This is a genomic window from Mesorhizobium sp. M0243, from assembly GCF_040321775.1.
Classification (GTDB): domain Bacteria; phylum Pseudomonadota; class Alphaproteobacteria; order Rhizobiales; family Rhizobiaceae; genus Mesorhizobium.
Genome location: NZ_JAMYSF010000026.1, coordinates 84,568 through 97,164, shown reverse-complemented (window position 1 = coordinate 97,164; position 12,597 = coordinate 84,568). Strand labels below are relative to the sequence as shown.

Sequence of the window (12,597 nt, the reverse complement as noted above, 5' to 3'; positions counted from 1 at the left end):
CATCGGCCACCTCGTCGAAACCATCGAGGCAGCCGAATGCAAGAACTACTTCGAAAACGCAGGCTACGCTTCCGTCAAAATATGAAACGCTCTAGGGCGGAGCAAGGGGCGGAGCGACGCGCACAGACCCTAGGATCCATGCCGTGACCTAGGGGCGATGCTACGGTGCAGAATTATCGCTCTGATAAAGGTCGCATATCCTCGACCCCTGCATTTGTCTCGAAAGTAACGGCATGGATCCTAGGGTCTACGCTCCGCTCCGCGGAGCTCCGCCCTAGGATGACGACATCGGAGACTAAAGCGGCACCACTTTGCCGTCGGCTAGCGTAACGCGCCGGTCCATGCGAGATGCCAGTTCGTGATTGTGGGTGGCGATCAGCGCCGCAAGGCCCGACTGCTTGACCAGCGCCGCCAGTGCCTCGAACACATAAGACGCGGTGACCGGGTCGAGATTGCCGGTCGGCTCGTCCGCCAGCAGCACCAGCGGCGCATTGGCAACCGCGCGGGCAATGGCGACGCGCTGCTGCTCGCCGCCGGAGAGTTCGGACGGCCGGTGCGACGCGCGCTTGCCGATCTGCATGTAATCGAGCAGCTGCGCCGCGCGCTCGGCCGCGTCCTTGCGGCTCAGCCCTTTGATGAGCTGCGGCATCATGATGTTTTCCAGCGCCGAGAATTCCGGCAGCAGGTGATGGAACTGGTAGACGAAGCCGACATCGTTGCGGCGGATCGCCGTGCGCTCGTCGTCGGAAAGCCGCCCGCAGGCACGGCCGGCCAGGATGACGTCACCGGCGTCGGGACGCTCCAGCAGGCCGGCAGTGTGCAGCAGCGTCGACTTGCCGGTGCCCGACGGCGCCACCAGCGCCACCATCTCACCGCGCTTCAGCGAGAAATCGGCGCCGTTCAGGATGGTGAGCTTGCGCGGCCCCTGGACATAGTGCCGCTCGACGCTCTTCAGCTCGATAATGACCTCGGCCACTACTCGTACCTCAAGGCTTCGACCGGATCGAGACGCGCGGCGCGCCATGCCGGAAACACCGTTGCCAGGAAGGACAGGCCGAGCGCCATCAGGACGACATAGGTGGTCTCGCGTGGATCCATCTTCGCCGGCAACTGGCTGAGGAAATAGAGTTCAGGATTGAACAGCACCTTGCCGGTCATCCATGAGAAGAACTGGCGGATGGATTCGATGTTGGTGCAGATCAGCACGCCGAGCAGCACACCGGCAAGCGTGCCGGTCACGCCGATCGCCGCACCCGTCATCAGGAAGATGCGCAGGATGGCGCCGCGCGAAGCCCCCATGGTGCGCAGGATGGCGATGTCGTGGCCCTTGTCCTTCACCAGCATGATCAGGCCGGAGATGATGTTCAGCGCCGCCACCAGCACGATCAGCGTCAGGATCATGAACATGACGTTGCGCTCGACCTGCAGGGCGGAGAAGAAGGTCTCGTTGCGCTGGCGCCAGTCGACCATGTCGATCGGCCGCTGCGCCGCCGCCTCCACCTTCGGTTTCAGCGCATCGACATCGTCTGGATTGTCGACATAGATCTCGATCGTCTGCGCCCGCCCATCCATGTTGAAATAGAGCTGCGCTTCGGAAAACGGCATGTAGACGATGGAGGTGTCATATTCGGACATGCCGACTTCGAAGATCGCCGCGATCTTGTAGCCCTTCATGCGCGGCGTGGTGCCGATCGGCGTCACGTCGCCGTCGGGCGAAATCAAGGTGATGGTATCGCCAAGCGTCAGGCCGAGATTCTCGGCCATGCGCTTGCCGATGGCAACCCCCTCGCCAGAGTCGAAATCGGCGATCGAACCCTGCTTGATGTTGCTGGCAACGATGGCGATCTTGCTCAGATCCTCGCCGCGTATGCCGCGCACCAGCGCTCCGGTTCCGCCGCCGACATTGCCTTGCGCAAGCACCTGGCCATCGATCAGCGGGATGGCATATTTGACGCCTGCTACACCGTTGATGCGGCTGGCGACCTGCGCATAGTCCTCCAGCGGCGAATCGAGCGGCTGCACGATCAGGTGACCGTTGACGCCGAGGATGCGCGTCAAAAGCTCCGCCCTGAAACCGTTCATCACCGCCATGACCACGATCAGCGTGGCGACGCCCAGCATGATGCCGAGGAAAGAGATCGAGGCGATCACCGAGATCACCGTCTCCTTGCGCCGCGAACGCAGATAGCGCCAGGCAACCATGCGCTCGAAGATGGAAAAGGGTCCGGCGCCGACCGGTCTTGCCGCCACCGCCTCGCTCATGCGGCGACACCGAAGCGCTTTTTCACGTCTGCGATCGGCAGCGTCTCGCGCTCGCCGGTCTTGCGATTCTTGATCTCGATCTCGCCGGCGGCGACACCGCGCGGGCCGACGATCACTTGCCAGGGCAGGCCGATCAGGTCGGCGGTGGCGAACTTGCCGCCGGGCCTCTGGTCGGTGTCGTCATAGAGCACGTCCTTGCCGGCGGCGACGAAAGCGGCATGCAGCTCGTCGCAGACGCGGTCGCACTCGGCGTCGCCCGCTTTCATGTTGATCAGCCCGATGTCGAACGGCGCCACCGCCTCCGGCCAGATGATGCCGTTGTCGTCATGGCTGGCTTCGATGATCGCAGCGACCAGCCGCGACGGACCGATGCCATAGGAGCCTCCGGAGACGAAATGATCCTTGCCGTCTGGCCCGGTCACCTTGGCGCCCATGGGTTTCGAATATTTATCGCCGAAATGGAAGATGTGGCCGACCTCGATGCCGCGCGCCGAAACCTTGTCGCTCTCGCCGATCTTCTCCCACGCCGCCTCGTCATGCATCTCGTCGGTGGCCGCGTAGGGTGTCGTCCAAGTCTTGACGATATCGCCGATCTCGGCGGCATTGGCGAAGTTGGTCTTCTCTCCGGGCACATCGAGCGAAAGATAGTCGCGGTGGCAATAGACCTGGCTCTCGCCGGTGTCGGCCAGGATGATGAATTCATGGCTGAGATCGCCGCCGATCGGCCCGGTGTCGGCCCGCATCGGTATTGCCTGCAGCCCCATGCGCGTAAAAGTCCGGAGATAGGACACGAACATCCTGTTGTAGGCCGCCCTGGCGCCCTCGAAGTCGAGGTCGAAAGAATAGGCGTCCTTCATCAGGAACTCGCGCGAACGCATGACGCCGAAGCGCGGCCGCACTTCGTCGCGGAACTTCCACTGGATGTGGTAGAGATTGAGCGGCAGGTCCTTGTAGGACTTCACATAGGCGCGGACGATCTCGGTGACCACTTCCTCATTGGTCGGGCCGTAGAGCATGTCGCGGTCCTGCCGGTCCTTGATGCGCAGCATCTCCTTGCCGTAGTCGTCATAGCGGCCGCTTTCGCGCCACAGATCGGCCGACTGGATGGTCGGCATCAGGATTTCCAGCGCACCGGCGCGATTCTGCTCCTCGCGAATAATGCGGCAGACCTTGTCCAGCACTCGCTTGCCGAGTGGCAGCCACGAGAAACTGCCCTGCCCCTGCTGGCGGATCATGCCGGCGCGCAGCATCAGCCGGTGCGAGACGATCTCGGCCTCGCGCGGATTTTCTTTGAGGATAGGCAGGAAATAGCGCGACAAACGCATGGACTGGTCCGTGAGTGAGGAGGGTCGCGTCAGAATCGGCGCGACTTTGGCTTGCTTGACCCGGCTTCATAGCCATTTCAAGGCGGAATGGGAACCCGGACGCTTCGGCCCGAAAAGCGGCAATCGATTTTCAAAAAGCACGGGATAGCCGGGATCAGAAGCGTCGCACCGTCCTTCGCCCGCCCAGAAGACCCACGGCGCCGCAAGGCCTCCCGGTCACCGCGCGCGTCTTGATGATCGTTCGCCAAGCAACGCCTGCCACACTATTGTGCAGTGCAGCACGAGAATGCCCGTTTCAAGGCAAAATTCTTCGTGACATTGTCATTCGCCTTAGGCTAATGTACCTCGATAACCGAGAGGGTAGAAAAAAATCTGCTCTCCTACGCGGTCAAAGTCTTGGGAGGATGCGATCTAGGCGCGGTTACTCGCTGCCGCCGGAAACCGGAAACAGATCGGACGCGTTTAAATTGCAAGGCCTCGTGCCTTGCATTTTTTTTGTGCAATCATCTGCTTAGCGCAATGCGTTGCCAAACCACCTTACCTAGCGTCAGCGCTCGTCCGGCCGCAAAACGACACAGCATTCCTGTCTGGAACCAAGCTGTTCCGACGGATGAAAACGTCTTTGCCGAACAAATCTTCTTGGGCCGGGACCGGCTATTTGGCTGGGGTTTGGCTGAATTCCGGCACGATGTGCGGGATGTCGTTGAGGCTGTATCCCAGCCCATGCGTCAGGCCATAGAAAATGCCCATCAGGATCGCGGTGGCGATGGTGGTGCGGATCACGGCGCGCAGCATGTGAGGCCCACGCGGCGCGCTCGGAACCGTGCCGAGCGTCACGTCACGATCGTCGTCCTGCGTCCTCACGCTGAACGGCAGCACGGCGAACAGCACCACCCACCAGGTCGCGAAAAACAGGGCGGTGAACGAAACCCAGCTCATGATTGCTCCAGTTCGATCAGCGTTCCGAAAAAATCCTTCGGATGCAGGAACAGCACCGGCTTGCCGTTCGCGCCGATCTTCGGATTGCCGTCGCCCAGCACGCGGGCGCCGGCGGCCTTGAGCTGATCGCGCGCGGCCAGGATGTCATCGACCTCGTAGCAAAGATGGTGCATGCCGCCGGAAGGATTCTTCTCCAGGAAGGCGGCGATCGGCGACCCCTCGCCCAAGGGCTCCAGAAGTTCGATCTTGGTGTTGCCGACATTGACGAACACCACCGTCACCCCATGCTCCGGCAGCGCCTGCGGCGCCGTCACTTCCGCGCCGAGCGTGTTGCGATAGGCAGCGACGGCAGCAGCCAGATCCGGCACGGCAAGCGCGACATGGTTCAGTCGTCCGAGCATTGGCACTCCCAGGTAAGGGAGTAGGGGAATAAGGGAGTAGGGGAAGACAGATATATCAGCTGCTTGCTCTTCCTATTCCCCTACTCCCCTACTCCCCTACTCCCCTACTCCCTTTCGTCACCTTGTGACGAATACAGTCACCAGCGGCTTCTTGCCCCAGGCTTCGTTGGCGGCGCCGCGCACGGCGCGCCGCACTGCTTCTTGCACCAGGTCGAGGTCTTTTCGGCGCTGACGGGGGATCGAGTCCACCGCGCCGATTGCCGCATCGATCATCAAGTCTTCCAGCGACTCGCCACGGCCATCGGCCTCGGCGACGCCGATGGCGACCAGGTCGGGGTCGCCGGCAAGCTCATATTTGTCGTCCAACACGACATTGACCGCCACGTGGCCGGCAAAGGACAGCTTGCGCCGGTCACGGATGCCCATCGCCTGATCGGTGCCGATCAGTCTGCCATCCTTGTAGATACGGCCGAACGGCACCTGATCCATGATGGTGGCTGGGCCGGGAGCAAGCCTGAGCATGTCGCCGTCGCGCACCTGCGCCACCTGGCCGATGCCCGATGTCGACATCAGCGAGCCCTGCGCCACCAGATGTGCCGCCTCGCCATGCACGGGAACGCCGATCTGCGGGCGCACCCATTCATACATCTTGCGCAATTCGCTGCGCCGCGGATGGCCGGAGACATGCACCAGTGCATCGCCGTCCTCTATGATCTTGACGCCGAGGTCGATGAGACGGTTCTTGATCTCGAGGATCGCCTTCTCGTTGCCGGGAATGGTACGCGAGGAAAACACCACCGTGTCGCCTGCCGTCAGTGACACCGACTTCATCTCTTCGCGCGACAGCTTGGCCAGTGCGGCCAGCGGCTCGCCCTGGCTGCCGGTGCAGATGATGACCAGGTTTTCGCGCGGGATGAAACCAAAATCCTCCTCGGCGATGAACTCCGGCAGACCGTCCATGTAGCCGAGTTCGCCGGCCACATCGATGACCCGCTTCAGCGAACGGCCAAGCACCAGACACTGGCGTCCGGCATCGCGCGCCGCTTTGGCGATCGAGACGATGCGTCCGACATTGGAGGAGAATGTGGTGACGGCGACACGGCCCTTGGCAGCCTGGATGACGCCTTTGAGGCCCTCGCCCACAGCCACTTCCGAAGGCGACTCACCTTCGCGCAGCGCATTGGTCGAATCGCAGATCAGCGCCAGAACGCCCTTGTCGCCATAGGCCCGGAAACGCGCCTCGTCGGTCTTCGGCCCAATCGTCGGCTCCGGATCGATCTTCCAGTCACCGGTATGGATGACGGTGCCGGCCGGCGAGGTAATCGCCAGCGACATCGGCTCGGGAATCGAGTGCGCGACCGGAATGGCTTCGATCTCGAACGGGCCGACGGTGAATTTCTCGCCCGCCCGATAGATCGTGACCGGTATTTTCGGCGCGCCCTGCTCGCCTTGCCGCTTGGCTTCCAGCAGGCCGGCGCTGAACGGCGTCATCCAGACCGGCGCCTTCAGCTTCGGCCATGTGTCGAGCAGCGCGCCGTAATGGTCTTCATGCGCATGCGTGATGATGATGCCGCGCAGATTGGCGAGGTTCTCCTCGATGAAGCGCGTGTCGGGCAGCACCAGGTCGACGCCCGGCAGGCTGGCATCCGGGAAGGTCACTCCGACATCGATGACGATCCATTCGCGCGCATTGGGCGGCCCGTAGCCGTAAAGAGCGAAGTTCATGCCGATCTCGCCGACGCCGCCGAGCGGCACGAAGACGAGTTCGGCGGTTTCCGCTTTCGCCATGATTTTTCCCTTCCTGGCCCTCAGGCCAAGCCCAAAAAGCAATTCCGGGAAAAGTGTGTAACGGTTTTCCCACCGGAGTTGCGCAAAAACAAACAGTTAGAACCGTGCATAAACGGCCCTATGCCCTGGCCGAAGCGACCGCGCCGAAATGCACATCGCCGGCGGCGATCGTCCGAACCGAACCTTCATCGTCGCGGATCACGAAACGGCAGTCCTCGTCAATGGTCTCGAACACCCCACGCACCACATTACCGTCAATTCTGACAGCAACCTCGCCGCCGAGCCCCGCAGCACGATCAAGCCACCGACGCCTGACGGCGGCAAGTCCGCGCCCCTCATCCCACAACCGGGCATTCTCGCTCCAGGCATCCGACAGCGCCAGGAACAGTGTTTCCGCATCGCATGCCGCGCCCAGCGCGCTGAGTGATGTTGCGGGATAGGGCAAATCCTCGGGGTATGCCACCACATTGACGCCGATTCCGACCGCCACCGCGAAACGGCCGCCTTCCAGGATTGCCGATTCCAGCAGGATGCCGGCCAGCTTGGCGCCGGAGGCAAGCACGTCGTTCGGCCATTTCAGTTCGAAACGGTTTTTCCCTCCGCTGCCACCGTCGAGGCCGATGGCTATCCGGCCCTTCGGCACCACGGCATCGAGAGCATCGGCCAGCGCCAGCCCGGCGACGAAGCCCAGCGTCGCGGCAAGGCGAAGCTCTGCCTTGGTGATGACGAGCAGCGTCGCCGCGAGGTTGCCTTCGGGGGTTGCCCAGACGCGGCCGCGCCGGCCACGCCCGCTTTCCTGTTTCTTGGAAACGACCCACAATTTGCCGGGGTCGCCTGCCCTTGCGTGGTCCAGTGCCAGCGCATTGGTGGAGCCGACGCTCTCATGCGCCTCGAGCCGGAACCCATCCGACGCCGAGGTTGGAGCCAGCCGAAATGCCATGCCGACTAGAAAAACGTCTTGGCGGCGGCTTCGGCATAGGTGCCGATCGGCCCGCCGATCAGCACGTAGAACAGCACGAAGGCGCCGGAGACGCCGAGCACGACACGCAATTCCGTCGCCATCGGCACGAAACCGCCGACCGGTTCGTCGAACCATATGATCTTGATGATGCGCAAATAGTAATAGGCGCCCACCACCGAGGCCAGCACGCCGATGATCGCCAGCGCATAGAGATTGGCGTTGATGGCGGCGAGGAAGACGTACCATTTCCCCCAGAAGCCGGCGAGCGGCGGGATGCCGGCCAGCGAGAACATCAGGATGGTCAGGATCGTCGCCATGATCGGATTGGTCGACGACAGGCCGGCCAGCTCGCTGATCTGCTCGACATTGCCTTCCTTGCGCCGCATGGCGAGGATGAAGGCGAAGGTGCCGAGCGTCATCACCAGATAGATCAGCATGTAGATGGCAACGCCGCGCACGCCAGCCTGGCTGTTGGCGGCAAGGCCGACCAGCGCATAGCCCATATGGCCGATCGAGGAATAGGCCATCAGCCGCTTGATGTTGGTCTGGCCGATGGCGGCGAAAGCACCAAGCGCCATCGAGGCGATCGAGATGAAGACGATGATCTGCTGCCAGTCGGAGGCGATCGGCTTGAACGCACCCATGGTGACGCGCACCATCAGCGCCATCGCCGCCATCTTCGGTGCTGCCGCCAAAAAGGCCGTCACCGGTGTCGGCGCGCCCTCATAGACATCTGGCGTCCACATGTGGAACGGCACCGCCGAGATCTTGAAGGCAAGGCCCGCCAGCACGAAGACGAGGCCGAAAACGAGACCGAGCTGGCGCTCGCCGCTGCCGAGCGCAGAAGCGATCTCCTGGAAGCCGGTGTTGCCGGTGTAGCCGTAGACCAGGCTGATGCCATAGAGCAGCATGCCCGACGACAGCGCGCCGAGGACGAAATATTTGAGGCCTGCTTCGGTCGAGCGCAGATTGTCGCGATTGATCGCGCACAGCACATAGATCGCCAGCGACTGCAGCTCGAGCCCGAGATAGAGGCCGATCATGCTGTTGGCCGAGATCATCAGCATCATGCCGAGCGTGCAGAGCAGGATCAGCACCGGATATTCGAACTTGTCGAAGCGTTCAGCTTTGGCAAAGCGCATCGACATCACCAGCGTCACCGCCGAGCCGACCAGCGCCAGCACCTTCATGAAGCGGGCGAAGGAATCCTGGATGAAGGCATTGCCGTAAGCGCTGCCCTGCCCGGTTCGGAAGATCAGCCAGGCGCCCGCGATCGCCAGCACGGCAACCGCAAGGCCGGTTACCGTGTTGGCCGTGTTGGCGCGCGAATAGGCTCCGACCATCAGCAGCGCCAGCGCGCCGACGGCAAGGATCAGCTCTGGCGTCGAGAGCGACAGGCTGGAGAGAAGGTCCGGCGTCATGGTTCGCAAAACCTCTGGTCAGTTCACCGCCGCGGTCTGCGCGGCGCCGATGGATGCAGTGACATTGGTGACGAGCGACTTGACCGATTCGGCCGTCGCGTCGAAGACCGGGGCGGGATAGACGCCGAAGAAGATGACCAGAACGACCAGCGGGTAGATGATCACCTTCTCGCGCAGCGACAGATCGAGCAGGCCCTTCAGGCTGTCCTTGGTCAGCGCACCGAAGATCACCCGGCGGTAGAGCCAGAGCGCGTAGGCGGCCGACAGGATGACGCCGGTGGCGGCGAAGAACGCCACCCAGGTGTTGACCCGGAACACGCCCAGCATGGTCAGGAACTCGCCGACGAAGCCGCTGGTACCGGGCAGGCCGACATTGGCCATGGTGAAGATCAGGAACACCGTGGCGTATTTCGGCATGTTGTTGACCAGGCCGCCATAGGCGGCGATCTCACGTGTGTGCATGCGGTCGTAGATGACGCCGACGCACAGGAACAGCGCGCCGGAGACGAGGCCGTGGCTGAGCATCTGGAAGATCGCGCCCTGCACGCCTTCCTGGTTCATGGCGAAGATGCCCATGGTGACGAAGCCCATATGAGCAACCGACGAATAGGCGATCAGCTTCTTCATGTCTTCCTGCATCAGCGCCACCAGCGAGGTGTAGATGATGGCGACGACGGACAGCGCAAAGACCAGCGGCGCGAACATTTCCGACGCCAGCGGGAACATCGGCAAGGAGAAGCGCAGGAAGCCGTACCCGCCCATCTTCAACAGGATGCCGGCCAGGATGACGGAGCCCGCCGTCGGCGCCTCGACGTGCGCGTCGGGCAGCCAGGTGTGCACCGGCCACATTGGCATCTTCACCGCGAAGGAGGCGAAGAAGGCAAGCCATAGCCAGGTCTGCATGTTGGCCGGGAAGTTGTGAGTCAGCAGCGTCGGGATGTCGGTTGTGCCGGACTGGAAGAACATCGCCATGATGGCGAGCAGCATCAGCACCGAGCCGGCGAGCGTGTAGAGGAAGAACTTGAACGAGGCGTAGACGCGCCGCTTGCCGCCCCAGACGCCGATGATGATGAACATCGGGATCAGGCCGGCTTCGAAGAAGACGTAGAACAGCACGATGTCCAGCGCGCAGAACACGCCGATCATCAGCGTTTCGAGCAGCAGGAAGGCAATCATGTAGGCCTTGACCCGCTTCTCGATCGATTCCCACGACGCCAGGATGCACAGCGGCATCAGGAACGTCGTCAGGATGACGAACAGCATCGAGATGCCGTCGACGCCCATATGGTAGGAAATGCCGGAGTCGAGCCAGGCGACCTTCTCGACGAACTGGAAGCCGGACTGCGAATTGTCGAATCCGGTCCAGATGAACAGCGAGATGATGAACGTGAACGTCGTCGTCAACAGCGCGATGGCGCGGATGTTGCGGCGTGCATTTTCGCTGTCGTCATTGATGAACAGGATAAGCAGCACACCAACCAGCGGCAGGAAGGTGACCAGCGAGAGGATTGGCCAGGCGGTCATCAGAGCATCATCCAGGTGACGAGTGCGGCAACGCCGATCAGCATGGCGAAGGCATAGTGGTAGAGATAGCCGGTCTGCAGCTTGACGACGCGGTCGGTGACATCGACGACGCGCGCCGAAATGCCATCCGGGCCGAGGCCGTCGATGATGGTGCCGTCGCCGGTCTTCCACAGGAAATGGCCGAGGCGCTTGGCGGGCCGCACGAACAGGAAGTCGTAGAGCTCGTCGAAATACCACTTGTTGAGCAGGAAGGCGTACAGCCCGCGATGCTGCGCGGCGAGGTTGACCGGCATTTCCGGCGAGCGGATGTAGAATTTCCAGGCCAGCGCGAAGCCGATCAGCATGGCGATGAAGGGCGACAGTTCGACCCACAGCGGCAATTCGTGGATGTCGTGCAGGATGTGGTTGTCAGGCAGCGTGAACAGCGATGCCTTCCAGAACTCGGCATAGCCCTCGCCGATGAAGGCGCCGTGGAAGATGACGCCGGCAAACAGTGCGCCAGCGGCCAGGATGAACAGCGGCACCAGCATCACAGGCGGCGATTCATGGACATGGTGCATCACCTCATGGCTCGCCCGCGGCTTGCCGTGGAAGGTCATGAAGATCAGCCGCCAGGAGTAGAAGGAGGTGAAGCAGGCGGCGACGACCAGAGCCACGAAGGCCATGCCGGCAACCGAATTATGGCCGGCAAAGGCGCTTTCTATGATGGCGTCCTTGGAGAAGAAGCCGGCGGTACCGATGACCGTCACCGGAATGCCGACGCCGGTCAGCGCCAGCGTGCCGATCACCATCATCCAGTAGGTGGTCGGAATCAGTTTCCTGAGGCCGCCCATCTTGCGCATGTCCTGCTCGTCGGACACGGCATGGATGACCGAGCCCGAGCCGAGGAACAGCAGCGCCTTGAAGAAGGCATGCGTGAACAGATGGAAGATCGCCGCGCCATAGGCGCCGACGCCGAGTGCCACGAACATGTAGCCGAGCTGCGAGCAGGTCGAGTAGGCGATGACGCGCTTGATGTCGTTCTGGACGAGACCGACGGTGGCCGCGAAGAAGGCCGTGAAGGCACCGATGAAGGTCACGACAGTCAGCGCCGAATGCGAGAGTTCGAACAGCGGCGACAGCCGCGCCAGCATGAACACGCCGGCCGTCACCATGGTGGCGGCATGGATCAGTGCGGAAACCGGCGTCGGGCCTTCCATGGCATCCGGCAGCCAGGTGTGCAGCGGCACCTGCGCCGACTTGCCCATGGCGCCCATGAACAAGAGCAGGCAGACGATCGTCATGGCCGCCTGCTTGTCCAGCGCATAGCCGAGGAAGGTCAGCACCGCGGCGCCGTGCGGGGCGCCTTCGGCCGGAATGAACGTTGCCGCATTGGCGAAGATGGTGCCCAGATTGACCGAGCCGAACAGCACGAACACGCCGAAGATGCCGAGTGCGAAGCCGAAATCGCCGACGCGGTTGACGACAAAGGCCTTGATTGCCGCGGCATTGGCCGACGGCTTCTTGTACCAGAAGCCGATCAGCAGGTAGGACGCCAGCCCCACGCCTTCCCAGCCAAAGAACATCTGCACGAGGTTGTCCGCCGTCACCAGCATCAGCATGGCGAAGGTGAACAGCGACAGATAGGCGAAGAAGCGCGGCCGGTTCGGATCGTGGTGCATGTAGCCGATCGAATAGATGTGGACCAGCGCCGAGACGGTGTTGACCACCACCAGCATGACCACCGTCAGCGTGTCGATCCGGAGCGCCCAGGACGCTTCCAGCCCACCCGACTGTATCCAGCGCAGCACCGGCACGGTGAACACCTCGCCATGGCCGAAACCGATGGTGAAGAAAGCGACCCACGACAGCACGGCCGCGATCACCAGGAAACCGGAGGTGATGTATTCGGACGCCTTGGCGCCGAGCGACGTACCGAACAGGCCGACGATCAGGAAGCCGAGCAGGGGAAGGAAGACGATGGCCTGATACATGGT

Annotated in this window: 10 protein-coding genes; all 10 read right to left on the bottom strand. The window is 62.5% G+C overall.

The annotated features are described in order from the left end of the window. Positions 1-295 precede the first annotated feature (295 nt). The 10 genes from NKJ11_RS26855 to nuoL all read right to left on the bottom strand — a co-directional run bounded on the left by NKJ11_RS26855 (position 296) and on the right by nuoL (position 12,594). Complete coding sequence (locus NKJ11_RS26855) at positions 296-1,024, bottom strand: ABC transporter ATP-binding protein (protein ID WP_206535279.1); 729 nt, start codon at positions 1,022-1,024, stop codon at positions 296-298. After that, positions 976-2,262, bottom strand: coding sequence for a lipoprotein-releasing ABC transporter permease subunit (locus NKJ11_RS26850; protein ID WP_127293254.1), 1,287 nt, complete (start codon positions 2,260-2,262; stop codon positions 976-978). Before NKJ11_RS26850 ends, NKJ11_RS26855 begins: the two co-directional genes overlap by 49 nt. Beyond that, complete coding sequence (gene proS, locus NKJ11_RS26845; protein WP_128304417.1) at positions 2,259-3,587, bottom strand: proline--tRNA ligase; 1,329 nt, start codon at positions 3,585-3,587, stop codon at positions 2,259-2,261. Before proS ends, NKJ11_RS26850 begins: the two co-directional genes overlap by 4 nt. A 654-nt stretch (positions 3,588-4,241) precedes the next feature. Then, complete coding sequence (locus NKJ11_RS26840; protein WP_023812375.1) at positions 4,242-4,526, bottom strand: DUF1467 family protein; 285 nt, start codon at positions 4,524-4,526, stop codon at positions 4,242-4,244. Next, the gene (gene mce / locus NKJ11_RS26835; protein WP_352612446.1) at positions 4,523-4,927 is read right to left on the bottom strand and encodes a methylmalonyl-CoA epimerase; all 405 of its coding nucleotides are present in this window, start codon (positions 4,925-4,927) and stop codon (positions 4,523-4,525) included. The genes NKJ11_RS26840 and mce overlap by 4 nt, the downstream gene beginning before the upstream one ends. A gap of 117 nt (positions 4,928-5,044) precedes the next feature. Continuing rightward, positions 5,045-6,715 carry a ribonuclease J gene (locus NKJ11_RS26830; RefSeq protein WP_127267199.1) on the bottom strand — a complete coding sequence of 557 codons (1,671 nt, stop codon included), beginning with the start codon at positions 6,713-6,715 and terminating at the stop codon, positions 5,045-5,047. A gap of 118 nt (positions 6,716-6,833) precedes the next feature. Further along, positions 6,834-7,655: a biotin--[acetyl-CoA-carboxylase] ligase gene (locus NKJ11_RS26825; RefSeq protein ID WP_352612444.1), complete on the bottom strand. Its 822-nt coding sequence runs from the start codon at positions 7,653-7,655 to the stop codon at positions 6,834-6,836. A gap of 5 nt (positions 7,656-7,660) precedes the next feature. Further along, positions 7,661-9,097: an NADH-quinone oxidoreductase subunit NuoN gene (gene nuoN, locus NKJ11_RS26820; RefSeq protein ID WP_352794697.1), complete on the bottom strand. Its 1,437-nt coding sequence runs from the start codon at positions 9,095-9,097 to the stop codon at positions 7,661-7,663. A gap of 18 nt (positions 9,098-9,115) precedes the next feature. Beyond that, positions 9,116-10,621, bottom strand: a complete 1,506-nt coding sequence (locus NKJ11_RS26815) for an NADH-quinone oxidoreductase subunit M (protein WP_352612441.1) — start codon at positions 10,619-10,621, stop codon at positions 9,116-9,118. Beyond that, positions 10,621-12,594 (bottom strand): NADH-quinone oxidoreductase subunit L, encoded by a 1,974-nt coding sequence (gene nuoL / locus NKJ11_RS26810; protein WP_352612439.1) that lies wholly within the window; start codon positions 12,592-12,594, stop codon positions 10,621-10,623. The genes NKJ11_RS26815 and nuoL overlap by 1 nt, the downstream gene beginning before the upstream one ends. Positions 12,595-12,597: the final 3 nt, after the last annotated feature.

Excerpts from the sequence above, each read along its gene's own strand:
- proS (WP_128304417.1), bottom strand. The coding sequence starts at position 3,587 with ATGCGTTTGTCGCGCTATTTCCTGCCTATCCTCAAAGAAAATCCGCGC.
- NKJ11_RS26830 (WP_127267199.1), bottom strand. The coding sequence starts at position 6,715 with ATGGCGAAAGCGGAAACCGCCGAACTCGTCTTCGTGCCGCTCGGCGGC.
- nuoN (WP_352794697.1), bottom strand. The coding sequence starts at position 9,097 with ATGACGCCGGACCTTCTCTCCAGCCTGTCGCTCTCGACGCCAGAGCTG.
- NKJ11_RS26815 (WP_352612441.1), bottom strand. The coding sequence starts at position 10,621 with ATGACCGCCTGGCCAATCCTCTCGCTGGTCACCTTCCTGCCGCTGGTT.
- mce (WP_352612446.1), bottom strand. The coding sequence starts at position 4,927 with ATGCTCGGACGACTGAACCATGTCGCGCTTGCCGTGCCGGATCTGGCT.
- NKJ11_RS26850 (WP_127293254.1), bottom strand. The coding sequence starts at position 2,262 with ATGAGCGAGGCGGTGGCGGCAAGACCGGTCGGCGCCGGACCCTTTTCC.
- NKJ11_RS26855 (WP_206535279.1), bottom strand. The coding sequence starts at position 1,024 with ATGGCGCGCCGCGCGTCTCGATCCGGTCGAAGCCTTGAGGTACGAGTA.
- NKJ11_RS26840 (WP_023812375.1), bottom strand. The coding sequence starts at position 4,526 with ATGAGCTGGGTTTCGTTCACCGCCCTGTTTTTCGCGACCTGGTGGGTG.
- nuoL (WP_352612439.1), bottom strand. The coding sequence starts at position 12,594 with ATGTATCAGGCCATCGTCTTCCTTCCCCTGCTCGGCTTCCTGATCGTC.
- NKJ11_RS26825 (WP_352612444.1), bottom strand. The coding sequence starts at position 7,655 with ATGGCATTTCGGCTGGCTCCAACCTCGGCGTCGGATGGGTTCCGGCTC.